The sequence below is a fragment of the Haloarcula amylovorans genome (genome assembly GCF_004681185.1).
GTDB lineage: Archaea > Halobacteriota > Halobacteria > Halobacteriales > Haloarculaceae > Haloarcula > Haloarcula amylovorans.
Map to the genome: position 1 here is coordinate 133,815 of NZ_SRIF01000008.1, position 22,548 is coordinate 156,362.

Below are 22,548 nucleotides of genomic sequence, written 5' to 3' on the forward strand. Positions count from 1 at the left end.
CTGTCTGAGGGACCGTTGGTCCCTCTCTGGTCGCGCCTCTCGCTACTGCTCTACGGCTCACTTCGCTCGCCGTTTCGCTTCGAGGAACTGAACGGCGTTTGGTTCCTCGCTACTGCTCGCGGCTCCGCCGCTCGCATTACGTGGTTCTCGCTCACTTCGTTCGCTCCGAACCACGCTACTCCTCCCCTACGGACCCCGCCCGATGCTCGCTGATGATTTGGTCGACCATCGCCGTATTCCGTTCTTTCTCGCGATCCTCGGCCCGCTCCTCCCAGTCTTCGATGGCCGTCTCCACCTCCTGTTCGCGGGCGATGGCGAGTTCGTCCACTTCCTGGACCGTGACCATGTCGGCGGGAGCCACCGGGATGTCGTGGTCAAATAGCACTTCGTCAGCAGCGTCCGAGAGGTTACCGTTTCGCAGGACGACGCGGGGACCGATGTCAGCGAGTCGCTGCGCTGTCGACCGGCCTGCACCCGAGGCGTCACGGAACAGCAGCACGTCGTTCTCGACGAGGCCGAACCGTTCGTCGGCGTCGTCGATGGCGTCCCGCGTGAACTGCTCGACGACTTTCACCGGGACCAACCCCTCCTGTTTCTCCGAGACATCGGCGAAGTTCGAGTGGTCGAGTTTCCAGAGGGACTTCAAGCGTTCGAGCTTGGCAGCCAGTTCCTCACGCCGTTCCTGTTCTTCCTCGACCTTGCGTTCCAGCGCGTCGTTTCGCCGCTCTAATCTGGTGACTTCGCGATCTTTCCGGACCTCGCGGCGGCCCTCCTGTCTGGCCTTCTCAAGCTGTTTGTCCTTCTCGTCGAGCTGGTCGTCTTTCTGCTGGATGGTCGCTTTGAGGTCCTCGACGTGGCCTTCGAGGCGGTCGATGCGAGCCTCCAGTCGCTGTATCTCCTTTTCGTCCTCGGTGAGTTCCCGAGGTTGGTGGCTGGTGGCCGCCTCCTCGCTCTCGTCCTCGCCTTCGAGGTCTCTGAGGACCGCCTCGACGGACTCCTCGCCGGCGACGACGCGGTCGACGACGTGACCGACCTCGTGTTGTGGCGGCACCTTCTCCGCGACGCGGTCGAACTGACTCTCGTGGTGGTCGAAGGCGTACAGCGCGGCCGCCATCGCGTCCCGTTCGTGGTCATTCTCGTACCGCTCCTCGCGGGTCCGGTGTTTCTTCTCGTCGACCGGCAGGTCGCGTTCGGGCTCCCACCCGGCGGCGTCGAACGACCGGCGGAACTTCTCGACCGTCTCGGGCATCGGCGTCACGTCGGCAGCGAGAACGACCGGCCGGCCGCGTTCGATTATCCACTCGATGACATCGGCGCGGTCGTTCGTCCGCGAGGAGGAGACGTCGAGCACTTCGCCGTCTAAGCCGACGATAGCGACCGCCGTCGTCGTCCCGGGGTCGACGCCGACGACGACGTGGTCCCGCCGTTTCGCCAGCGGCCGGAACTCGATGCCGTCCCGACGGACTCGTTCCATCTCGACGCGGGTGTCGCCCGACCGATGCGTGGAGACCGGGATATCCTGTGGTCGTCCCTCGACGCGGAAGACGGCGTTCGAGAACCCGCCGTACTTCTCGGTGACGTCGCGTTCGTACTCCAGCCCCGCTGCGTCGAGTTCTGACTCGACTTCGCGGGCCTGTTTCTTCACCGCCCCGTGGATGCGTCGCGTGTAGCGGTCTTCGGACCATCCACCTTTCCCCGTCGAGCGGCCGCGCGAAACCTTGATTTCGGTGGTGTCGGTGAACGCCGACACCTCCTGTCCGACGTTCGCGGCGGCGAGCCGGGCGGCGGCCTCCGCTTCCTTCATGGGCTTCTTCCCGTAGGGGACGCCGTGTCGCTTCGCGACCCGCGAGAGTGGTTCCGGCCGCTCGTCGCCGGTCACCTGCACCAGCATCGTCTCGTTCGGGAGTGTTCCGAGAAAGTGGACCAGCTGGTCTTTGTCGGCGGCCAGTTCGTACATGTTGTCCGTGGCGACGATGGCCGGTTCCTCATCGTCGATCCGCCGCCGAAGCTTTCGCCGCGACACCACGTCCCGCTGGATGCTTTCACCGTCGTAGACCACGAGCGCGTACGAGGGCGCATCCCCACGGACGTCCCCGCTCTGGATGTCGACCCCGAAGACGACGGCGTCGAGCGCTGCCGTGCGGTTCACGCCGTGCTATAGTGGGCGAGTGATGATAAATCCGTCCCGGCCTGTTCTTATTCCCCGAGGAAATCGACCTCGTGGAACTCGACCTGCGCCCCGCCGGCCTCGCTCTCGGCCAGCTGGCATTCCCAGCCGTAGACGTCGGCCACCTCACAGACGAAGGCGAGTCCCAGTCCCGTCCCCCGACCGTCGCCCGTCGTCGTGTACCCCTCCTCGAAGACTCGCTCTCGGTCAGCCTCGGGGACACCGACGCCATCGTCCGCCACGTAGAACCCGTCCGGCAACCGCTCGATGCGGACGGAAACGCCGTCTCCGCCATGCGTGACCGCATTCTCGAAGAGGTTCCGGAACAGATGCCGGATATACGTCTCGTCGGCTGGAATCTGGTCGTCTACGGCTACTGCGAGCGTCGCGTCACGAGAATCGATGTCCGTCCACGCGTCCCGTGCCACGTCCGCGAGCGAGACAGGCTCCCGTTCACCGGTAGCGCCGTCGCCTCGGGTCAACAAGAGCATGATGTCGACCATCTCCTCGATGCGGTCGAAGGCCTCTTTGACGTACTCGACCGCCTGCGGGTTCTCCTCGGTGGACAGCTGCTGGCTGTAGATGTGGCCGATGGCGACGGGGTTGCGAATCTCGTGGGCGAGCATGCTCGCGAAGCTCTCCAGTTGCTCGTTGGACTGTTCCAGTTCCTCGATGGTCTCTTCGAGTTTGCGCTCGCGTTTGATCCGGTCGGAGATATCGCGGAAGTACACCGAGATCCCGGATTCGGAGGGGTAGAGATTCGCTTCGACCCAGAATTCGAGTGTATCGTAATAGAGTTCGTAGCTCGTCGGTTTCTGTTCGTCCCGCGCGGTGTGGAAGGCGTCCCAAACCTCGTCGATCTCGGCGGCCGACGGAAAGACGTCCCAGAGGCTCTCGCCGACGAGTTCCTCCTCGGAGTGCTGGAGGAGTTCCTCGGCGCGGGCATTGACGTGGGTGAACCGGAACTCCTCGTCGAGCGCGTAGAACGCGTCGGTGATGCGAGCCAGTATCTCTTCGAACTCGCCTTCGAGTCGGAGTCGGTCGGTGATATCGGTGAACGTGAAGACGGCGCTACCGACGTCTTCGTCGGCTGCTAGCGGCGACCCGTTGACCGACACCCAGACGCGTTGACCGTCGGGTTTACGCAGGCCAATCTCCATGTCGAAAATCGGCTCCCCGAACTCCATAACCTTGTTAAACGGTAGTTCTTCGGCCGGCATCGGGTGCCCGTTTGTATCGACGAGATCCCACCGCAAGTCGTCGTGAGAGAACAATTCGAGTTCGTCCCGACTTCGACCGTAAATCTCCACCGCACGGTCGTTTGTGAACTTGATCGTTCCGTCGGAGCCGACGATGACGATGCCGACCGGACTGGTCTCGATGATCTGGGACTTGAGTAGCTTCTCGGCTTCGAGACGCCGTCTCGTTCGCCGGTTCTCGACAGTGGAGGTGAGGACGTTGCTGACGTTCTGAACGAAACTGATGTCCGGATCCGCAAAGTGTCCCGCCGTCGTCGAGTAAACGCCCAGTACCCCCCACGGCTCTTCGACCGCCCCGACGATGGCCGTGATTCCGCTCTTGATACAGCGTTCCTCGAGTAATTCGGTAGTAGCGAATCGGTCGTCGCGCCGGCAGTCCTCGACGAGGACCGGGTTGCCCGTTCGAAGCGTTTCTCCCGCCTGTAACTCCGGCCGAGTCGGGGTCGTCGCCGTCCCGATGCAGTCGGTCGACCAGCCAGCACCGTCCCAGAGACGGAGTTCGTCGTCGGTCGGTTGTAACTCAAAGACGGCGCTGTACTCGGCATTCAGCGTCTCTGCGACGGCGTCCGCTACGTCCTGCAGTAGTCGGTCGAGGTCGTCAGTTTCGAGTGCCAACTGGCCGATCTCGGCGACGACTTCCTGTCGACGGATGTGCCCCTCTCTCCCCACCTCCGTCTCGGACGGCGAAGCCATATACGTATTCGCCCTCTGACCGGTGGTAAATCTTTCTCTGCGGCAGAGAACGTAGCCCCGGTCGCGCCACGCTCTAGAGGCAGGAGAGACGGCCCGTCCGCTCACCACTCCGCCCGTTCGACCAACCGTGCGAACGCGGTCCGTTCGCGCGTCTCTTTGGTCTGCTGGTCGGCCTCGTCGCGCATCCGGTCTTTCAGCGCCCGAAGCGCGCGGGTATCGACGGCAGCCAGTTCGTCGGCGACGCGCCGCGGGTCCTCGACGATACGGGAGACGAGGCCCATCCGCAGTGCGGCCTCGGCGGCGATAGTCCGCCCCGACAGCGCGAGGTCCAGTGCTTCTCCCTCACCGACGACGCGAGGAAGGCGAGCGGTGCCGCCCCACGCGCCGAACAGCCCCAGTTTCACGCCCGTCTCGGCGAACGTCGCCTCGGGCGTCGCCACGCGGAGGTCACAGGCCAACGCCAGTTCGACGCCGCCGCCGCGGGCCGCCCCGTCGATGCCGGCGACGACCGCGCCGTCGTAGCGTTCGATGGTCGTCGCCACTCGCTGTCCCAGCGCGGCGAAGTCGGCGGCGGCGGCGTCGCCATCGAGACTGCGAACCACGTCGAGGTCAGCGCCGGCACAGAACGCCTCGCCAGCACCGCGGAGGTAGACGACCGGTTCCGTCGCGTTCGTCACCGCCGTTTCCAGATCGGCGAGCGCCTCCCGGTCGAGTGCATTGCGCCGCTCCGGACGGTCGAAGGTCAGCACGCGAACGCCCCCATCAGCCGTCGTCCGGACCATGAACTGTGTGATGTCGGTGTTTCCAAAGGTCTTTGCCCTTCCCACCGCAACGTCACACCAATGGAGGAAGTGGCGGCGGTCCGCCAAGCGTCGTTGGCGGCGGTCGAAGACGTCGAACCTGAACGTCTCCGCGAACGCATCGCGACGCGCCTCGACGATGCCTCGCTCGCCCCCGGGGTGTTGACACTCGTCAGCGTTAGCGCCGCCCGCGAACGCGCGGCCGACCCCGTCGACGGCCACGCCGACCACGCCGCCGGCGTCCAGTTGATCTACGAGGGACTTCGGCTCACCCGCCAGCTCGCCCACGACGACCCGTGGGCCGTCGGCGACCGCGACGCCGCCGACCTCGACATCCTCATCGCCGATATCCTCGTCTCCCGTGGGTTCTACCTCCTCGCTCGAACCGAGGCCGCCGAGGCCGCCGTCGAGGTCGTCCGCGCCTTCGGCCACGACCAGACCGTCCAGCAGACCACCGGCGAGTCGCTCGACGCCAATCTGGAGGCCGATATCTGCGAACTCGCCGCCGTCACTGGCGTCGCCGCTGGCGGTTCCGCACCGACGGCCTCGCTCCGGGAGTACGCCGCCGCGCTGGCCGACGGCGGCCTGCCGACGAGCGCTCGTCTCGTCGGTGACGACGTAGTCGACGCGCTGACGACCCGTCTCCATCCCGACCAACCGCCGGGCGACGCCGAGGCCGCCGCCGACCACTGACAACCATCGCCACGCCGCCCCCGAATCGAAACGAATAAAGACAACTGCCGGCAACAACTGAGTGCGTGCCTGGGTAGCTTAGCGGTAAAGCGCGTCCTTGGTAAGGACGAGACCCCGGATTCAAATTCCGGCCTAGGCTCTTCTCGGAAGCAAACTGCGAGCGGCGCGTCTCGTCGCGCCGCGTCCCGTTGCGACGTGTGTAGCGAGCTCGGGGTTCAAATCCCGGGCAAGGTGTTCACCGCACAACGGGTTCTGAGTCGGTAACTGGCTTTATGATCCGAGACTGTGGAGTGCATGTCGGGATGTACCAGTACGAAGCAGTCGAACAGGTGTTGCAGGAAAACGGAGGGTATGCGACACTGAAAACGCTGTACCAGCGGGCTCCGCACGTCGATGGCAGCGAGTGGGGAACGAAGACACCGAACGCCAGCATCCGCCGAATCGTCCAGACTCGCGAGGAGTTCTTCAAGATTCGGCCCGGGCTCTGGGCACTGGTCGACTGCCGCGACGAGTTACCGGAAAGCGTTTATCAAGAATCCGGGACCGAGGAGCAAACGCGATACGACCACTGGTACTTTCAGGGATTGCTCACCGAGGTCGGCAACGCCCGGCGAGCGGAGACGTGGGTACCTGCTCAGGACAAGAACCGTCCCTTTCTGGACCGAACGCTGGGCGAGGTCAGCAGTTTAGCGTCGCTACCGGAGTTCGGTTACGACGAACTGGTCCAGCGGGCCAGGACGGTCGATACGGTCTGGTTCAACGAACGGCGGATGCCTGCTACGCTCATCGAAGTCGAGTTCTCGACGGATTTCCAGAACTCGCTGCACAAGTTCTTGGACCTCCGGGACTACCACGCGTCGTTCGTCATCGCCGCGGCCGAAACGCGGAAAGCGCAGTTCGAAAAGCGCCTCTCCCAATCGGGGTTCGAACCGATTCGTGACCGAGTAGAGTTCGTCAGTTTCGACGAAGTATCGCGGTTACACGCGGCGGCGGAAGCGACTACGGGACTAAACGAGCGTCTGCAGGCCGGCGTCTAATCGGTGATATCGGCGGTTTCGGCCCCGTTCACTCCCGCTCTGGCTCCTCGGCGAGCGCTCGGTCGCGCAGCTCCTTGCACTTCTCGCCTTTCACGGTCAGGTCGGGGACCGGCACCGGCTTTCCGTCCTCGACGGCGACGAAGGTAGCGTAGGCGCTGGTGGTCTCCTCCGTCTCGCCGGTTCGGGGGTTCTCGGCGGCGACTTCGATTCGGACGCGGACGCTCGTGCGGCCGGTGGCGTAGGCGAACGCCTCGACGCGGGCATTGTCGCCGATTGGAATCGGCCGTTCGAAGTCCACGCGGGACATCTGGGCGGTGACACAGGACTCCTCGGCGGCGCGCATCGCCGACATCGCGCCGATCTCGTCCATCCACTTCATCACAATACCTCCGTGGGCGCTCTCGTAGTTGTTCGCGTGGGTCGGCTGGACGCGCTCGCGGTTGACGATGTGCGTGTCGGCGATAGCAGGCATGGTCGGCGGTATGCCACCGCCGCGGATAACGGTTGATACTACGTCCAAACACGCGCCAATATATTTCCCCCCATTTTCAATCGCAACTTTCGAAGTATCCGACCGTACCAAATGGGGCGGAATTTGGGTGAGAGTTCCGCCGGAATGCCGTCGGAACTCGGAAAATTCCCTTTAGGAGGAGTCGGGTTTGTTTGCCCGTCGATATGAGTCCGAACGACGACACCACTGACCGTACGCGACGCGCATTCCTCGGAACCACTGCCACGCTCGGCTCCATCGCTATCGCCGGGTGTGCGAGCGACGGCGGCGATCCCGCGGCCGCCACCCAGACGGAGTCGATGGAGACCGAGACGGGCACCGAGATGGGAACCGAAACGGCCACCGACGAGGACGATGCCGCACCGGACGTCCCGATACTCAACTACGCGCTCACGCTCGAACACTTAGAGAACGCCTTCTACCGCGAGGGCCTAGAGACGTTCAGCGACGACGAACTGAGCGGCGCGGACGTACTCTCGCAGTTCGACGGCCAGGTCTGTCAGGAAGTTCCGGGCTACCTCCAGACCGTCGGTGACCACGAGGCCGCCCACGTGAAGACACTCAGCGCGACTGTCGAGAAACTCGGCGGGACGCCGGTCGAAGAGGGTGAGTACGACTTCGGCTACGAGACCCCCAGCGAGTTCCTCGCCGTCGCCAAGGCCCTCGAAAACACCGGCGTCGCCGCCTACGCGGGCGCAGCACCGATGGTCGTGAACAACGAAGTCCTCGGTGCGGCCGCGGGCATCCACAGCGTCGAGGCCCGGCACGCGTCGTTCCTGAACCTCGTCAACGACTCCTCGCCGTTCCCGAAGGCCGTCGACGAGGCCAAATCGATGAGCGAAGTCCTCGAAATCGCCGGCCAGTTCGTCACCTCGGAGGTGGATGCGAGTGTCTACGAACTCGAAGACGACCGGCCCGCACCGCAGCGGAAAGAAGCGGACGACACGAGCGACGTGAACGTCCTGAACTACGCGCTCACGCTCGAACACCTAGAGAACGCCTTCTACCGCGAGGGCTTAGAGACGTTCAGCGACGACGAACTGATGCACGCGGAAGCGCTCTCGGAGTTCGGCGACGAGATCAAGATGCTAGTGCCCGACCACCTCGAAACCGTCGGTGCCCACGAGGCCGCACACGTCTCCGCGATCAGCGATACCGTCCAGAAACTCGGCGGAACGCCGGTCCAAGAGGCGAACTACGACTTCGGCTACGAGACGCCCAGCGAGTTCCTCGGCGTCGCCAAGGCCCTCGAAAATACTGGCGTCGCCGCCTACAAGGGCGCTGTCGATACGGTGTCGAACGACGACGTGTTCACCGCGGCGCTCGGTATCCACAGCGTCGAGGCCCGCCACGCTGCCTTCCTCAACGAACTGAACGCGACGTCACCGTTCCCGAAGGCCGTCGACGAGCCGAAGTCCATGTCGGAAGTCAAAGAGATCGCCGGCCAGTTCATTGTCGAGGAGTAAACGGGTACTCCGACGGACCAGTTCGGACTCTCGGCATCGGTCAACCTCGTCGTCCTGACGTGGAGTCCGCTCGATTGAGCGTCGTAACGCCTAATTGGCCGACCGAGAAAGACGGGACATGGATAGACAGCAGATACTAGCGGTCATCCTCGCCGTCCTGATGGTGGGGTCGTCGGTCGTCTACGCGCTCGCGTTCACCATCTTCTAGTCCCACACGTCCGAGAGCGGGTGGTCGCTCGACGACCCGCCACCAGACCGGGAGCGCGAGCGGTCGTGACGGCGCTTCGCCCCGGCGGAGATACCCGCGAGCGCGCGGTCGGGCGCGAACGGCGGGAGATCGGGATCGCTCGTCCGGTCGACCTGTTCCCGGAACCAGTCGGGCATGTCGTGGCGGGCGCGTTCGAAGAGGTCCAGTAGCGAGGAGTCCGCCAGGTACGTCGCGCCGTAGTCGTCGGGCGCGCGCACGACGCGACCGCAACCCTGAATCACCGTCCGAAGCGCCGTCCGGTAGTACCAGCCCCACTGGTCGTCTTCGAGGCGGCGGGCGACGCGCGAATCCCGGGTGTTGGGATAGGGGGCCTTACAGAGCACCTGCCAGCGACAGAGGTCCCCCTCCAAATCGAGGGCCTCCTCCATCTTCACCGAGAGGAACACGTCGGGGTTCTTGCTCCGTTTCCACGCGGCGAGCGCGCCGTCTCGGCCTTCTTTGTCGTGCGTGCGAACGCGGACGCCGACGCCGAAGTCGTCCAGTAGTTCCTCCAATCGCTCTTGAATCGCGTAGGAGTGACAGTGGATCAGGCCCTTCTCGTCGGGGTGGCGGACCATGATACGGACGATGGAGCGGGCCACGTCGGGGAGTGTATCGTCGCGGTGCTCGTAGGTCATCTTCCCCTGTGTCACGTCGTACAGCGGGCGGTTCTCGACGGGGAAGGTGTGGCCCACCTCCACCAGGGCGACGTTGTCGGAGTCCAGCCCGACGTTGGCACAGAAGGCGTCCTTGTTGAGGATGGTCGCCGACAGCAGGGCGAACTTGTTGCCCCGCTCCCAGACGGTGTGATTGAGGTAGCGCTCGGGGTTCATCGGCTTGATGGTCACCGGTGCGCCCTCGCCGTCGGTCTGGTCGACCACCCACGTCGTCGCGCTCTCGGGGTCGCGGTAATCCTCTTGGAACCACGAGAGGTCGCTTCGCAGGGTGTTCAGCGAGTCGCGTTCGGCGACCTCCTCGGGACCGAGTTCGGCGTTGCCACGTAGTTCCTTCACGCGGCGCTCGGCGAGCGACTCGATGCGTTCGGCGAGACCCAGCGCGTCGTCGAGGCCCTCGATATCGGGGATGTCGAGGTCGTTCCACATCGGGATGGTCTCCGACGAGAGGTCGATGGTGGCGTACATCTCTGCCCACTCGCCCAGGCCGTGGGCCTCGTCGATGACGACCACGTCGCGTTTCCCGAACACGTCGCTACCGGCGGTCTGCATGAAGTAGGCCAGCGTCATCGCGGCGATGCGGCGGTTCGAGGCGATGGCGCGGTCCGAGAAGTACGGACACCGATGTTTGACCTGACAGTCGAACTCCCGTTCGCGCACGCACGGGGCCTGATTGACCGGCGTATCCGTTTCGCCGGGGAGGATGCAGTCGTAGTTGTTCTTCCCGCGGATAACACAGAGGTCCTCTAAGAGGGCGTCCTCGGCCACGTCGTCAAGTTGCGAAACTTGGGGCGTCGTGTAGTAGGCGTCAATGACCTGTTCGGGCGCGGCCTCGCCCGCGGTGCGGGCACAGCCCGCGATGGCGCGAGCCAGCAGGGACTTGCCGCTCCCGGTCGGGGCACGCACCAGGACGACGTCGTTGCCACCCTCGAACGCCGCGCGAATGTCCGAGAGCGCCGCCTTCTGGTTCCCCCGATAGCTCGGGGCGGGAAATCCGTCGTGAATCCGCGCCGGGTACACGGGCGAAGGCAACGCGCCGGCGGGCGTAAACCTTTCCTGTCGGCCGAAAGTGCGACTGTCTCGGAACGACACCGTGCGTCGTGTGCACACACACGCGTTCGTGGTACCGTGACTCTCAGAACTCTTATCCCTCCCCCGCCTGTACGATTGATTGCAATGGCAAACGGTAAGGTTGACTTCTTCAACGACACTGGCGGCTACGGTTTCATCTCGACTGACGACGCGGACGAGGACGTTTTCTTCCACATGGAAGACGTCGGCGGCCCGGACTTAGAAGAGGGCGAGGAGATCGAATTCGACATCGAACAGGCTGACAAGGGCCCCCGCGCGACGAACGTCGTTCGGCAGTAAGGCAGATTTTCGGTCGCCACGCGGCGACTACATCTACCCCTTTCTTGTCACACTACACTACCGGAGAGCGACGGCACTGGCCCGCATCGTGTGGCCACTCGCTCGAAGTGAGTCCCCGCTTACCGGTAGGTTTCGACGGTGACGCACTGGAATCGAACTCGAGAGTTGTGTATTCAGCCCGTCTCCTCTTCCGTCCAGAATCCCTAGGACGGGTAGTCTATGGCCGAAACGACCGCACACAGCGCGGAGTGGACCCGGGCGGAAACCGCCGAGTTCCTGCGAGGACTCGCCGACGAACTGGACTCGAGCAGCGGGCGAGTTCGAGTTCCGATCGGCAACAAGGACGTCCAGCTGTCGCCGCCGGATTCGATCGATGCGGAGGCGGCGGTGACCGAACGGTCGCGGCGAATCCGGAAGGACACTGAGCAGTTGGCGCTCACCTTCAAGTGGAACCCCACGAAGGACACTGCCGAGTCCGACGCCGAGGCGGCGACGGAGCGCGATGCGGACGACGGCCAGCGATCCGGCTCCGAACCGACGATCGAAGGCGAGTCGAGCACAGAGCGCGACTCGGAGACCGGGCGGTGAGCGCATCGATGCCTGCACTTGCAAGCGTCGCCGAGGGGGCCGTCTTGCAGTCGACTGGCGGACCGGAAGCCATCGCCAGCGCCGTCCTCGTCTTCCTCGTGAGCCTGCTCGTCGGCGCGGCGGCGATAAATCTCGGTGCACAGATATTCATCGACCGCGATACGGGCTTCCGACGGGCCACCGTGACGGCGCTCATCGGTGCGTTAGTCTACACGCTCGTCGGGTTCTTCCTCGGTTGGATTCCGCTACTCGGGCCGATACTGATGTTGCTCGCGTGGGTGGCCGTCATCAACTGGCAGTACCCCGGCGGCTGGGCAACGGCAGCGGGTATCGGCCTCATCGCGTGGCTAGTGGCCGTCCTTATCCTCTTCGCTCTCGCGCAGGTTGGCTTCGTCACGCCCGAGGCGATGGGCGTCCCCGGGGCGTAGGCCATAACGGCAACTACGGCGACTCCTCTGGGAGCGCCGCCACGTCCGCCGCGGTGACCTCGCGGTCGTCGGGTAGGCGGTCGATACAGGCGTAACACAGGAAGTGTTCGGTCCCATCACCGAGTTCTAGTACGATCCCCTCGGTGGGCCGGGCCTCTTGTGTCCAGATGTTGGCGATGCCGCCAGCTATCGAGACGCTCCGTCCACAGCCGTCGCAGGGCTGGGATGCCATACCGTGACTACCACCGGCAGGCGTAAGGACGTTTCTTTTTGCGCTGTGGTACCAACTGGCAGTATGGAGGTCGACTGCGAGGGTTGTGCGGGTTGCTGTATCGACTGGCGACCCCTCACCGACGCGGCCATCGACCACGAGCGACGCGGCCCGTTCGAACCGCTTGACGACACCTACAATCTCGTTCCGCTCGCCCGCGAGGAGGTTCGGGGATTCGTCGAGGCGGGCTACGGCGACGCGCTCCGACCGCGCCTGTGGCGGGCCGACGACGACGAGCGGAGCGTTACGCTCGACGGCGTCGACGTGGCGGCCATCGACGGCCGCCCCGTCTTCTTCGTCGGGTTGCGAAAGCCGCCGAAGGCCGTCGAGCCGTTCGAAACGCCGCCGACGTGGCTCCGGACCTGCGTCTTCTTGGACCCGACGACGCTGCAGTGTCGCATCCACGGAGATGACCTGTATCCCGAGGCGTGTGCCACCTACCCCGGCGAGAACCTCGCGCTGGACACCGAGACGGAGTGTGAGCGCGTCGAGTCGGTCTACGGCGGCCAGCGACTGCTCGACGACGCGCCGCCGGACGTGACGCCGCTGTTCGGTCCCGCCGCCGTGGGCGAACGGGTGTTCGCTCACCCCGAGCCAGATCGCGTCGCGGGCGCGGTCGGTCGGTTCCGCGACGACGCGCTGACGACCGAAGACCGGGCCGAGTTCGTCGCCGTCGCCGCCGCGTCTAGTCCCGGGACGCTCGCTATCAACGACGAGCGATACGAGCAGACGCTCGAAACGGTCCTGACCGCCGATTCGTGGGCGGGCCGGGCCATCGACCGGTGGGCCGAGGTCGCCGACGGACTCGGGGAAGCGGCTCCCGACCCCGCCGTCGCCGAGGAGATCGAGGACGACGACGGCGCGCCGCCCACGCCGGGGTGGTAGGTACCGGGCGGAGACTGTCGGCCGGTCGGGAGTGCATTTTAACCCGTTGCCGCCCCGTGCGTTGGACATGCACGTGCTGGTGACCGGCGCGACGGGGTTCGTGGGGAGTCATCTCGTCCCCGCACTCCGCGCCGCCGGCCACGACGTTCGCGCCCTTGTCAGGGAGCCGGCGGCGTACGACGCGCCCGAGGGCGTCGAAGTGATGCACGGCGACCTCTTGGAGCCGGGCAGTTTCGAGGCCGCTTTCGACGGGGTGGACGCGGCGTACTACCTCGTCCACTCGATGCGGGCCGGTCCGGACTACGTCGAACGTGACCGCCGGGCCGCGACGAACTTCCGGAACGCCGCCGACGCCGCCGGTCTCGACCGTGTCGTCTATCTGAGCGGCCTCGGCGAGGACGACGAACTCCGCTCGGCGCACCTGCGCTCACGCCGTGAGGTGGAGCATCTGCTTGGTGAGGGGAGCTACGACCTGACGACGCTTCGGGCGGCCATCGTCATCGGGACCGGAAGCGCCAGTTTCCGACTCGTCCGCGAACTGGCCGAGCGCCTCCCGGTAATGTTCACGCCGCGCTGGGTGGGGACTGACTGTCATCCCATCGCCATCGCGGACGTCGTCGCGTACCTCGTCGGCGTCCTCGACGAACCGACGACGGCGGGCGAGACCTACGACATCGGTGGCCCGGAAGTGTTGACCTACGCGGAGATACTCCGACGTACCGGGAAGGTGATACGCGGCGTCGAGCCGCGCGTCGTCCCGATTCCGATACTGAGTCCGCGCCTCTCGGCGTGGAGTATTGGGCTGGTGACCGACGTCCCCTCGAACGTCGCCCGACCGCTCATCCACGGCCTGAACACGCCCGTCGTCGCCACCGACGATAGCCTCCAGCGGACGATTCCGGTATCGCTGACCCCCTTCGAGACGGCCGTCGAGCGAGCGCTCGACGGGACGCGACCGGACGGCAGGCGGCGAGCGGTCGTCGCCGGTGGTGACCGCCCGTGAGCAGCGAGAACCCCCCTCCAGAGTACGGCGAGACGTGGGTGTACGAGAGTATCGTCAAGGCGCTCCCGGGCATCGACATACCCACGTGGGCGGCGCTCGCCATTCAACTGGTCGTCTTCGAGGTGGCCGTCGTCGCCATGGCGTGGTACTACGACGTCTGGAACGCCGCCATCGCCGCGACGGCAGTCATCTTCGTCGCCACTATCGGCAGCATCGAACTGCTGCGTATCAGCACGCTCATCCGCCGTATCGACGTGCCGCCAACGTACAGTGCTCTCCTCTTTTCCTCGAACATGGAGGTGGTGCTGTCGGTGCTGGCCTACATCGCCATGTTGACCCACCTGTTCGTCTTCGACCCACAGGTGGCTGAGACACCGCTCGTCACGACGCTGTTCGGCCCGGAACCGCCCGTTCTGGTGGTGTACCTGACGTTGCTCATCCTCTGGGACGTCTGTTACCGCATCGGCACCGGGTGGTGGGCCAGTATCACCGGACTCTGGCGGTCGCTACGCTTTCGCTTCGACCACGAGACGGCGAGAGTGTTCCAGCGTGCCGACCTCGAGACGTGGGGCTTCGGCGTCCTGCAACTCGTCTTGGTCCCGTTCGTACTGGACCAACCAGTCCTGTTAGCGTCGCTACTCGCTCACGTCGCGGCGGTGACAGTCGTGACAGCCGTCTCTGTGACGCTGCTACAGGTTCGGTCGCGAGAACCCGACGCTACTCGGAGTTGATCTGTTTGAACTGGTCGAGTAGCTCTTCGGTAGATTCGTCGTCGTCACCGTAGGACACGGTCCCGTGATACGCTGTCCGGTCGTCGTCGTCGGACGTATCAACCTCAGTGTTCTTGCGCTCACGGCGTTCGTGTTCGTCGTCGTCATACGCTCCCATAGACATAGCTTACCACACCTAAAGTTGTATGTTAGTACGTATCAATGTAACGGTCACGATAAAAGTGCCATTACAGCGCTTCTACCCACACCATACCGGCGTTTCAGTCCGAGTATGAGGGGCGAGCGGAACGCACAAGTTCACTGACCGACTAGGGAACGACGTGGCAGGCCCACTTCGATTTCGTTACTCGACCGACCGCTGGAGCGAGGACCGCGTCCAGCGCGACCTCCTCTCTCCGCTCGACGACACCTTCGGTGCCGAACTGAACGGTCCCTGGTTCGCGCCGCCCGAGGGGTGGGCCGCCAGACGACTGGAGATGGACAACGGCGACCTCGCGCTGTTCTGCTGGAACGGCAACGAGGCCTACTGGCTGGGCAACACCCAGACGCCCGAAACGCTCTGGCGCACAGAGAAGTACACCTTCGAGGAGTCACCCGACATCATTTCGGAGTGGGGTCAGCGCGAACTGCTGGCCCAGTTGGAGGTCGAGGACCCGTGGCTCACCGAGTACGACGACCTCTCGCATTTTTTCCTTCCAGTCTTTCTCTCGAAGGACGGCCGCGACTCCACGCGGACCTTCTTCCGGGACCACGCCGGCGGGTTCCCCGACGCCGACCGCGAGGCCGGACTCAGCTTCTACGACGACTTCCTCTCGACCGGCGTCTTCGACGACCACCGCTACACGATGGCGAGCAAGCTCGGCACCAGCGACGGGTTCGACCTCTCGCGGATGCAGGCGACGATGGGTGAGTTCAACACCGCGAAACTGCTTGTCGACGCCGGCAACGACATCGAACCCGAAGTCGAACTCGGCTCGGGCCACTCCGTGGACTTCCGCGTCGACGACACCCTCGTCGAAGTCACGCGCCCCCGACCACCGGCCCGCCGGCAGGCCAACACCGCCATCGGCGCGCTGAAGGCCTCCGGCGACGCCAAGACTCGCGACCAACTGGCCGCCCACCCGGGTGCGGTGCTGGTGGTCGACTGCTCTTCCTTCCACGACGACGAGTGGCGACGGGTTCTCGGCGAACGGCCCGGCGTCGGCTACGAACCGCTCGTCGTGTTTCGGTATCGACCGGACGGCACCGTCGAAGGATACGCACACGGATCGGTGCCGTTCCCGCTCCCGTTTTAGAAATCCGATAGCAGCGACACCGCCACTGGGCAGTCAGTCGTCAGCAACGGCCGGTTCGGTGTCCGTTCGGGGGTCGGCTTCGCGCCACGTCCCCCGCAGGAACCACGCCAGCGCGATACCGGCCGCAAGCACGTTCGAGACGCCGAAAGAGAGCCAGATACCTTCTTCGGCGAGCGACGCCGTGAAGAGGTCGACGACCGCCTCGCCGAGCCACGCTGGCACCGCGACCGGCCGGGAAGCGACCCAGGCGATCGGCAGGCGGATGACGCCGAGCATCAACACGGCCAGCGCCGCCGACGTGAGCGTCTTGCCCGCTCCGCGGAACCCGCCCGAGTACGCTCGGATAATCCCGATAAAGCCGAACGTGGGCGCGACCCACTGGAGGAACTCTGCGCCGATCTCGACCACGGCGGGGTCGTCGCTAAACACGTCGACGACCGCCGGCGCGGCGAAGATGGTGATCGCACCCAGCGCGGTGAGGATTACGAAGGAGAACTTCGCCGCGAAGTGGTTGGCCTTCGCGGCGCGGTCCGGACGCTCCGCACCGAGGTTCTGCCCGGTCATCGTCTCGACGCCGCGGTCCATCGCGATAGCGGGCATGAACACCAGCGAGAACACGCGGATGCCGACGCCGAAAGCCGCGACGACGGTGACCGAGAACGTCCCGACGATAAAGAGCATCGCGTTGACCGACAGCGCTCGCCCGGTCCCCTCGATGGAGGCCGGAACGCCCAGCCGCAACAGTTTCCCGAGGTACTCGAAGTCCGGCACCATGTCGCCCGGTCGGACACGGATTCCACGGTTCCCGCGTAGCATGATGGCGACGCCGACAGCGAAGGCCAGCCCGCGCGAGAAGATGGTGGCGACGGCCGCGCCGACGACGCCCAGTTCGGGAAACGGTCCCCACCCGAAGATGAGAAACGGGTCCAAGGCGATGTTGAGGAGAACGGTACCGAACATCACGAGCATCGGCGTGATGGTGTCGCCGGACCCCCGCATCAGCGAGATGAACACGAAGAAACCGAACATCGTCGTGAGCCCCAGTGAGACGACCTGTAGATAGCCCGTCGCGCCGGGGAGTATCTGCTGTGAGGCACCCAGCAGCGAGAGGAAGTCCTCGACGAAGAAGTAGCCGACGGCACCGAGCAACAGCGACGCCGTGACCGCGAAGGTGAGCGTCTGTGAGGCGGCGTACTCCGCCTTTTCAGGCTCGTCGGCCCCGGTGTGTTGGGCGACGAGGACGCTTCCCGCCACCGACAGGCCCATCCCCAGCGAGATGAGCAAGAAGATCATCGGGAACGCAAAGGAGATGGCCGCCAGTGCCGTCGTGCTGTACTGCCCCAGCCAGAACGTATCGGCGAGGTTGTACGCGACCTGCAGCAGGTTCGTCACGACGATCGGAAAGGAGAGATAGAGCAAGGGCTTCCCGATGGGACCGCTCGTGAGGTCTAACTCCTCTTGGCCCTTGAACAGCGCCCCGACGCGTTCGGCGAGGCCCCGGATTCCATCGCGGGCCGTCACGACTCGGTCCCCCGTGTTCGCTCAGTCATGTCTCGGCCTCCCGCGCGCGGTCAGTGAGGAGGTGCGTCTCGACGTACTCGGTGAGCATCCGCCGGGTGCACTCGACGGAGCGGCCCGACGTGACACGCTCGGTGGCCGCACCGGTCAGTACCGTCACGAGAAAGCGGGCGGTGTCCGCTGAATCCATCTCCGGGTCGAAGGTACCGTCCTCGATGCCTGCTTCGAGGATGGCCGACAGTTCCTCGGCGAGGTAGTCGTCGAACTCCGTCAGGCGCTCGCGGAATCTCGGTTCGTAGGGGGCCTGTGCGCGGATTTCGAGGATGGCCGTCCCGAACTGCTCGCTGTCGTCGTCTGGTTTGTCGAGCACCGCATCGATGAAGGCGACCAGCCGCTCGTAGGCGTTCTCGCCGGAGACACCCGACGTGCGCTCGACGAAGCCGTCGTAGAGATACTCCAAAAATGCACACAGTAGGTCGTGTTTGCTGTCGTAGTGATAGTGCAGGGCCGCCTTGCTCTTTCCCGATTCGTCCGCGATGTCCTGCATCGTCAGGTCGGCGTACCCGTGAGCACAGAGAGCGCGATACGTCGCTCCCATAATCTCCTCGCCGGTGTCGCCGTCGCTCATTACCGAATCTAGCTGACCAGCCAGTCAAGTACTCGTCGGTCTCGCGGGCTCACGGGCGAACGAACCGGAGAGTGCGGCTTACTCGTCGAGATCGAGGTCGAGGTCGAACTGCTCGTTCTCGCTCGCCGTGTTCAACACGACCGACGTGTTCGACTCCTTGATCTCGGGATCGGTCAGCAGCTCCTTGATCTGGGCGTTCATCCCGTCCGTATCGGAGAACTTCCCGATGGCGATGATGTCGTAGTCGCCGGTGACCTCGTAGACGGAGACCATCTGCTTGTGGTTCTTGAGGCTCTCCGTTACGTCCGGGAGCGAGGATCCCTCGACTTTCAGCTGGATGATGGCCGTCACGTCGTACCCCAGCGCGCCGTAGTCCACCTTCGGTGTGTAGCCGTTGATTATCCCGTCGTCCTCTAGGTCCGAGAGGTGATTCGAGACGGTCGTTACGGAGACATCTAAGTCTTCACCGAGGCTTCGCAGGCTCGCGCGGCCGTCCCCCAAGAGGGCATTCACCAACTCACGGTCGAGATTTTCGTACGTCATTACACCCACACAGTACCTCGGGGGATTAGAATTTTACGAATGTCCAACTGCGCCCGAAGGTTACGGAATCTTTGCGCAAAACGGCAGGGTTTTAGTAGTAGCACCACTCCTACTCGGTGTTCAAAGATGACAAGCGAACTCTCAGACGAGGCGCAGGACGTACTTGACGAGATCGAAGAGAAGAACGTCGACTTCCTCCGGCTCCAGTTTACGGACATCCTCGGGACGGTCAAGAACGTCTCCATCACGTCAGACCAGGCAGAGAAAGCCTTCAGCGAAGGTATCTACTTCGACGGCTCGTCCATCGACGGTTTCGTCCGTATCCAGGAGTCGGACATGCGCCTCGAACCCGATCCCAAGACGTTCTCCGTCCTCCCGTGGCGCGAGAACGTCGAAGGCGGCTCCAGCGCTCGCCTCATCTGTGACGTCTTCGACACCTCGACCGGCAAACCGTTCTCCGGCGACCCGCGTGGCGTCCTCAAGCGCGCCATCGACCGCGCCGATGAGATGGGCTACACCGTCAACGCCGCACCCGAACCGGAGTTCTTCCTCTTCGAGGAAGACGAAGACGGCCACGCCACGACGAAGACCAACGACGCCGGCGGCTACTTCGACCTCGCGCCGAAGGACCTCGCGAGCGACGTCCGCCGAGACATCATCTACGGCCTCGAAGCGATGGACTTCGACATCGAGGCTTCCCACCACGAGGTCGCACAGGGCCAACACGAGATCAACTTCACGTACGACGACGCCCTGTCGACGGCCGACAACGTCGCCACCTTCCGCTCGGTCGTCCGCGCCATCGCGGCCGAACACGACCTGCACGCGACGTTCATGCCGAAACCCATCGCCCGCATCAACGGGTCGGGGATGCACACCCACATGTCGCTGTTCACCGAGGACGGCGAGAACGCCTTCCACGACGACGACGACGAGTTCAACCTGAGCGAGACGGCAAAGAGCTTCACCGCCGGTATCCTCAAACACGCTCCTGCCATCACCGCGGTCGCCAACCCGACGGTCAACTCCTACAAGCGCCTGGTCCCGGGCTACGAGGCCCCCGTCTACGTTGCCTGGTCCGACCGCAACCGCTCCGCGCTCATCCGCAAGCCGGCCGCCCGTACGCCGGCCGCCTCGCGCGTCGAACTGCGCTCGCCGGACCCGTCCTGTAATCCCTACCTCATGTTCGCAGCGATGATTCACGCCGGCTTGGACGGTATCGAACAGGACCTCGACTGCGAGGACCCCGTCCGCGAGAACATCTACGAGTTCGACGAGGAAAAGCGCGAAGAGTACGGTATTCAGACGCTCCCGAGCAACCTCGGCGAAGCCATCGACGCGCTCGAAGCGGACGAGACCGTCCAGGACGCGCTGGGCGAACACGTCTACGAGAACTTCGTCGAAGCCAAGCGCCAGGAGTTCCAGGAGTACCTCGTCGACGTCTCCGACTGGGAACTCGACCAGTACCTCGAGAAGTTCTAAGCGGCCGCGACTCGTTCTCTCTTTTCAGTCCCGCATAGCGACGGTCACGCGCTGAGCGCGCCGTTCCCTACCCGTTCACCGGCGAGTGGCATCGCCAGCAACAGCGTCGTGGCGACGGCGGTCAGCAGCGCCACGACCGGCGCACTCGGTTCGAGTCGGAGGATGACACCGGCGATCGCGGCCAACACAGGCGCGCCGAGTGCGACCGTGACAACCGCGCCGCCCGGGGTCGGCGACGGCACGTCGTCGAGTACCGCCCACGTCATTGCGCCGCCGACGGCGATGCCGAGCGCGGCGACCATGTCCCGGGACGGGCCACCGAGCAAGACGCCCGCGACGGCGGCCAGCGCCGCGAACACGAAGATATGTTCCGGTGTTTGGAGCCAGTTGATTACCACCCAGAGGACGGCCCCCGCGACGAGAAACCCGGCGAGGATGTCGACGACATAGTGAACGCCGAGGACGAGCCGGGAGAGTCCGACCAGCGCGGCGACCGACCCGGCGACGGCGTATCGCTGTCGTCGGGTTCCGACTCGAAGCGCCCACGCGAACCCGCCCCACATCAGCAGGGAGCTCGTCGCGTGTCCGCTCGGGAAGCCGTAGCCGGCGCCCGTCGCCATCGACCGGTAGAGCCCCTTGAACGCCTCCGGAATCAGCCGGACCTCGGGGGCCGTCCCCGCGCCGGGCGGTCGCGGGAGTACGAACAGGATCTTCAGTGCCGCGGTGAGCGCAGTGGCTGTGGCGAGCAACGCCAACAGCAGTGCGCCGCGCTCACGGGTCAGCCCGCGCCCGAGCCACGGCACCTCGTCGCCGACCCAGTACGCGAGCAGACACGCCGTCGAGACGAACCAGTAATCACCTAACTGCGTAACGAGGGCGAAGAAGACGATAACGACGTGGGGAGCGCTCGACAGCACCTCGGTGATGCCGATGCCTCGCATCATCCTCGCCAGTCACGGACTCGGTCGATGACTCGCCCGGGCAGCCCCGTCGCGCGGAAGGTGACACCGGTCAGCAGCATCATCACGTACAGCCCGAGCGTCGAGAGCCAGACGACTAGCATCGAGAGGACGGCCCACAGCCCCGAGAGCCAGTAGAACGCGGCCATCGTCATCACTGTACCGTACAGCAACACGACGTACGGCCCCCAGCCGCGGGCGTGGCCCCGGCGCATCCGTCGACGGACGTACCGGCGGAGGTCCTCCTTGACCTCGTCGCGGTGGAGGGTCCGGTCCTCGACGTCGTCGCGGAACGACTCGAACTCCTCGCGTAGCTGGGCGAGTTCCTCGTCGGAGAGGTCCTCGACCCCGCCGTCACGAGGGGCGCGTGTGCTGTCCCCGTCTGGCGGTGGCGTCTCACCGGATGCTCGGTCGGCGTCCTCACTCATCGCTCTGCCGGAACGTCGGGTCGGTTCCTGTTGTAGTTGCCGGTCCGGAATGCCGGCCAACACCGCGTTGAGTGCCGCCCCCACGAGCAGGATCTGCCCGGCAAAGTAGAACCACGTCACCAGCAGGAGGACCCCACCGATGACGCCGTAGAGCTGAAAGCTCCCCGCAGCAGCGGCATAGACGCCGAACCCCGTCGCCAGCAGCGTCCAACCGACGGCGGCGAACGCCGCACCCGGCAGCGCTTCGCGAATCGTCAGTTTGTGGTCCGGAAAGACGTAGTACAGCGGGAGGAATGCGGCGGTGAGCACCGGAACGAGTGCGAGGCCACCCAGCGCCACTTCGACGCCGAACAGCCCCCCAACCGAGATGACCACCGCTAGCCCGACGAACGCCAAACCAATCCCAAAAAGCGCCGACAGCGCGTCCCGCACGGAGTCGACGAACGTGTTCGCCTCGGTCGTCCCGTACATCCGCGAGAAGGCCACGTCGAGCCCGCGAAACACCTTCAGCGCCCCCCACGTCGTCGCGGCGAGTCCGAGTACCGTCGCGCCGCCTCGACCGACGGCGCTAGTTAGTGCGTCTTCGAGCAACTCGGTCGCCGTCGGCGACAATGCGTCCCCGACGGCCGTGACGACCCGTTCTGCGAACGCCTCGCCGCCGAAGAACGAGCCGACGACGAGGGACAGCAACAGGAACGGCAACAGCGAGACGAACATGTAGTACGCGATGCTGGCCGCCAGAAACGACACCTGCTGCTCCCGGACTGTGCGAACGAGGTCGCGAGCGACGGCGACGGCGCGGGCGCTGTTCACGAAGGGAAGTGGGCCGGACGCTACATATATCTCGTCGCTGCGTGGTACTTGCCCGACG

23 protein-coding genes and 1 tRNA gene are annotated in these 22,548 nt (G+C 64.9%); 12 read left to right on the forward strand and 12 right to left on the reverse strand.

Annotated features, from left to right (window positions below):
* Positions 1-175: 175 nt before the first annotated feature.
* The 3 genes from E4S61_RS20590 to E4S61_RS20600 all read right to left on the reverse strand — a co-directional run bounded on the left by E4S61_RS20590 (position 176) and on the right by E4S61_RS20600 (position 4,901).
* Positions 176-2,149, reverse strand: coding sequence for a DUF460 domain-containing protein (locus E4S61_RS20590; RefSeq protein ID WP_135305809.1), 1,974 nt, complete (start codon positions 2,147-2,149; stop codon positions 176-178).
* Positions 2,150-2,196: 47 nt separating this feature from the next.
* Positions 2,197-4,119, reverse strand: a complete 1,923-nt coding sequence (locus tag E4S61_RS20595) for a PAS domain S-box protein (protein WP_135305810.1) — start codon at positions 4,117-4,119, stop codon at positions 2,197-2,199.
* Between the two features lie 101 nt (positions 4,120-4,220).
* Positions 4,221-4,901, reverse strand: coding sequence for an enoyl-CoA hydratase/isomerase family protein (locus tag E4S61_RS20600; RefSeq protein ID WP_135305811.1), 681 nt, complete (start codon positions 4,899-4,901; stop codon positions 4,221-4,223).
* A 60-nt stretch (positions 4,902-4,961) separates the two neighbouring features.
* Between E4S61_RS20600 and E4S61_RS20605 the strand changes: the two genes are divergently transcribed.
* The 3 genes from E4S61_RS20605 (at position 4,962) to E4S61_RS20615 (ending at position 6,649) form a co-directional block, all read left to right on the forward strand.
* Positions 4,962-5,612: a DUF7114 family protein gene (locus E4S61_RS20605; protein ID WP_135305812.1), complete on the forward strand. Its 651-nt coding sequence runs from the start codon at positions 4,962-4,964 to the stop codon at positions 5,610-5,612.
* 67 nt (positions 5,613-5,679) lie between these two features.
* A tRNA-Thr gene (locus E4S61_RS20610) sits at positions 5,680-5,751 on the forward strand.
* A 163-nt stretch (positions 5,752-5,914) separates the two neighbouring features.
* Positions 5,915-6,649 (forward strand): hypothetical protein, encoded by a 735-nt coding sequence (locus E4S61_RS20615; RefSeq protein WP_135305813.1) that lies wholly within the window; start codon positions 5,915-5,917, stop codon positions 6,647-6,649.
* 28 nt (positions 6,650-6,677) lie between these two features.
* On the opposite strand, the gene E4S61_RS20620 is transcribed toward E4S61_RS20615, so the two are convergent.
* Complete coding sequence (locus E4S61_RS20620) at positions 6,678-7,121, reverse strand: acyl-CoA thioesterase (RefSeq protein WP_135305814.1); 444 nt, start codon at positions 7,119-7,121, stop codon at positions 6,678-6,680.
* Positions 7,122-7,324: 203 nt separating this feature from the next.
* On the opposite strand from E4S61_RS20620, the gene E4S61_RS20625 reads away from it, so the two are divergent.
* Entirely contained in the window at positions 7,325-8,626 is a 1,302-nt protein-coding gene (locus E4S61_RS20625) for a ferritin-like domain-containing protein (RefSeq protein ID WP_135305815.1), read from the forward strand.
* A 204-nt stretch (positions 8,627-8,830) separates the two neighbouring features.
* Here E4S61_RS20625 and E4S61_RS20630 read toward each other — a convergent pair whose 3' ends face one another.
* Complete coding sequence (locus tag E4S61_RS20630) at positions 8,831-10,567, reverse strand: ATP-dependent DNA helicase (protein WP_135305816.1); 1,737 nt, start codon at positions 10,565-10,567, stop codon at positions 8,831-8,833.
* Between the two features lie 156 nt (positions 10,568-10,723).
* Here E4S61_RS20630 and E4S61_RS20635 point away from each other — a divergent pair, with 156 nt between their 5' ends.
* From E4S61_RS20635 to E4S61_RS20645, 3 genes are all read left to right on the forward strand, one after another.
* Complete coding sequence (locus E4S61_RS20635) at positions 10,724-10,918, forward strand: cold-shock protein (RefSeq protein ID WP_135305817.1); 195 nt, start codon at positions 10,724-10,726, stop codon at positions 10,916-10,918.
* 219 nt (positions 10,919-11,137) lie between these two features.
* Complete coding sequence (locus E4S61_RS20640; RefSeq protein WP_135305818.1) at positions 11,138-11,506, forward strand: amphi-Trp domain-containing protein; 369 nt, start codon at positions 11,138-11,140, stop codon at positions 11,504-11,506.
* A gap of 8 nt (positions 11,507-11,514) precedes the next feature.
* On the forward strand, positions 11,515-11,934 hold the full coding sequence (locus E4S61_RS20645) for a hypothetical protein (protein WP_135305819.1): 420 nt from the start codon (positions 11,515-11,517) through the stop codon (positions 11,932-11,934).
* 13 nt (positions 11,935-11,947) lie between these two features.
* Here E4S61_RS20645 and E4S61_RS20650 read toward each other — a convergent pair whose 3' ends face one another.
* Positions 11,948-12,166: a DUF7561 family protein gene (locus E4S61_RS20650; RefSeq protein WP_135305820.1), complete on the reverse strand. Its 219-nt coding sequence runs from the start codon at positions 12,164-12,166 to the stop codon at positions 11,948-11,950.
* A gap of 63 nt (positions 12,167-12,229) precedes the next feature.
* Between E4S61_RS20650 and E4S61_RS20655 the strand changes: the two genes are divergently transcribed.
* The 3 genes from E4S61_RS20655 (at position 12,230) to E4S61_RS20665 (ending at position 14,824) form a co-directional block, all read left to right on the forward strand.
* On the forward strand, positions 12,230-13,090 hold the full coding sequence (locus tag E4S61_RS20655; protein WP_135305821.1) for a YkgJ family cysteine cluster protein: 861 nt from the start codon (positions 12,230-12,232) through the stop codon (positions 13,088-13,090).
* Between the two features lie 67 nt (positions 13,091-13,157).
* Positions 13,158-14,093, forward strand: a complete 936-nt coding sequence (locus E4S61_RS20660) for an NAD(P)H-binding protein (protein WP_135305822.1) — start codon at positions 13,158-13,160, stop codon at positions 14,091-14,093.
* The gene (locus tag E4S61_RS20665; protein WP_135305823.1) at positions 14,090-14,824 is read left to right on the forward strand and encodes a DUF7530 family protein; all 735 of its coding nucleotides are present in this window, start codon (positions 14,090-14,092) and stop codon (positions 14,822-14,824) included. Before E4S61_RS20660 ends, E4S61_RS20665 begins: the two co-directional genes overlap by 4 nt.
* Here E4S61_RS20665 and E4S61_RS25670 read toward each other — a convergent pair.
* A complete protein-coding gene (locus E4S61_RS25670; RefSeq protein WP_220580278.1) occupies positions 14,811-14,987 on the reverse strand; it encodes a DUF5786 family protein in 177 nt (58 codons plus the stop codon). The genes E4S61_RS20665 and E4S61_RS25670 overlap by 14 nt on opposite strands.
* A gap of 157 nt (positions 14,988-15,144) precedes the next feature.
* Here E4S61_RS25670 and E4S61_RS20670 point away from each other — a divergent pair, with 157 nt between their 5' ends.
* The gene (locus E4S61_RS20670; protein WP_135305824.1) at positions 15,145-16,119 is read left to right on the forward strand and encodes a DUF5784 family protein; all 975 of its coding nucleotides are present in this window, start codon (positions 15,145-15,147) and stop codon (positions 16,117-16,119) included.
* 33 nt (positions 16,120-16,152) lie between these two features.
* Here the strand turns inward: E4S61_RS20670 and E4S61_RS20675 are convergent, their stop codons facing one another.
* The 3 genes from E4S61_RS20675 to lrp form a co-directional block, all read right to left on the reverse strand.
* A complete protein-coding gene (locus E4S61_RS20675) occupies positions 16,153-17,640 on the reverse strand; it encodes an MATE family efflux transporter (RefSeq protein WP_135305825.1) in 1,488 nt (495 codons plus the stop codon).
* Positions 17,641-17,665: 25 nt separating this feature from the next.
* The gene (locus E4S61_RS20680) at positions 17,666-18,265 is read right to left on the reverse strand and encodes a TetR/AcrR family transcriptional regulator (protein ID WP_135305826.1); all 600 of its coding nucleotides are present in this window, start codon (positions 18,263-18,265) and stop codon (positions 17,666-17,668) included.
* A gap of 78 nt (positions 18,266-18,343) precedes the next feature.
* Complete coding sequence (gene lrp / locus E4S61_RS20685; RefSeq protein ID WP_135305827.1) at positions 18,344-18,808, reverse strand: HTH-type transcriptional regulator Lrp; 465 nt, start codon at positions 18,806-18,808, stop codon at positions 18,344-18,346.
* 126 nt (positions 18,809-18,934) lie between these two features.
* Between lrp and glnA the strand changes: the two genes are divergently transcribed.
* The gene (gene glnA, locus E4S61_RS20690; protein WP_135305828.1) at positions 18,935-20,290 is read left to right on the forward strand and encodes a type I glutamate--ammonia ligase; all 1,356 of its coding nucleotides are present in this window, start codon (positions 18,935-18,937) and stop codon (positions 20,288-20,290) included.
* A gap of 44 nt (positions 20,291-20,334) precedes the next feature.
* Here glnA and E4S61_RS20695 read toward each other — a convergent pair whose 3' ends face one another.
* Complete coding sequence (locus E4S61_RS20695; RefSeq protein ID WP_135305829.1) at positions 20,335-21,234, reverse strand: phosphatase PAP2 family protein; 900 nt, start codon at positions 21,232-21,234, stop codon at positions 20,335-20,337.
* On the reverse strand, positions 21,231-22,490 hold the full coding sequence (locus tag E4S61_RS20700; RefSeq protein ID WP_135305830.1) for a YihY/virulence factor BrkB family protein: 1,260 nt from the start codon (positions 22,488-22,490) through the stop codon (positions 21,231-21,233). Before E4S61_RS20700 ends, E4S61_RS20695 begins: the two co-directional genes overlap by 4 nt.
* Positions 22,491-22,548: the final 58 nt, after the last annotated feature.

Bases quoted from the DNA above. Each gene is read 5' to 3' on its own strand.
- E4S61_RS20660 (WP_135305822.1), top strand. From the start codon at position 13,158: ATGCACGTGCTGGTGACCGGCGCGACGGGGTTCGTGGGGAGTCATCTC.
- E4S61_RS20595 (WP_135305810.1), bottom strand. From the start codon at position 4,119: ATGGCTTCGCCGTCCGAGACGGAGGTGGGGAGAGAGGGGCACATCCGT.
- E4S61_RS20635 (WP_135305817.1), top strand. From the start codon at position 10,724: ATGGCAAACGGTAAGGTTGACTTCTTCAACGACACTGGCGGCTACGGT.
- E4S61_RS20655 (WP_135305821.1), top strand. From the start codon at position 12,230: ATGGAGGTCGACTGCGAGGGTTGTGCGGGTTGCTGTATCGACTGGCGA.
- E4S61_RS20615 (WP_135305813.1), top strand. From the start codon at position 5,915: ATGTACCAGTACGAAGCAGTCGAACAGGTGTTGCAGGAAAACGGAGGG.
- E4S61_RS20605 (WP_135305812.1), top strand. From the start codon at position 4,962: ATGGAGGAAGTGGCGGCGGTCCGCCAAGCGTCGTTGGCGGCGGTCGAA.
- E4S61_RS20640 (WP_135305818.1), top strand. From the start codon at position 11,138: ATGGCCGAAACGACCGCACACAGCGCGGAGTGGACCCGGGCGGAAACC.
- lrp (WP_135305827.1), bottom strand. From the start codon at position 18,808: ATGACGTACGAAAATCTCGACCGTGAGTTGGTGAATGCCCTCTTGGGG.
- E4S61_RS25670 (WP_220580278.1), bottom strand. From the start codon at position 14,987: ATGTCTATGGGAGCGTATGACGACGACGAACACGAACGCCGTGAGCGC.
- E4S61_RS20645 (WP_135305819.1), top strand. From the start codon at position 11,515: ATGCCTGCACTTGCAAGCGTCGCCGAGGGGGCCGTCTTGCAGTCGACT.
- glnA (WP_135305828.1), top strand. From the start codon at position 18,935: ATGACAAGCGAACTCTCAGACGAGGCGCAGGACGTACTTGACGAGATC.
- E4S61_RS20650 (WP_135305820.1), bottom strand. From the start codon at position 12,166: ATGGCATCCCAGCCCTGCGACGGCTGTGGACGGAGCGTCTCGATAGCT.
- E4S61_RS20695 (WP_135305829.1), bottom strand. From the start codon at position 21,234: ATGATGCGAGGCATCGGCATCACCGAGGTGCTGTCGAGCGCTCCCCAC.
- E4S61_RS20680 (WP_135305826.1), bottom strand. From the start codon at position 18,265: ATGAGCGACGGCGACACCGGCGAGGAGATTATGGGAGCGACGTATCGC.
- E4S61_RS20625 (WP_135305815.1), top strand. From the start codon at position 7,325: ATGAGTCCGAACGACGACACCACTGACCGTACGCGACGCGCATTCCTC.
- E4S61_RS20620 (WP_135305814.1), bottom strand. From the start codon at position 7,121: ATGCCTGCTATCGCCGACACGCACATCGTCAACCGCGAGCGCGTCCAG.
- E4S61_RS20600 (WP_135305811.1), bottom strand. From the start codon at position 4,901: ATGGTCCGGACGACGGCTGATGGGGGCGTTCGCGTGCTGACCTTCGAC.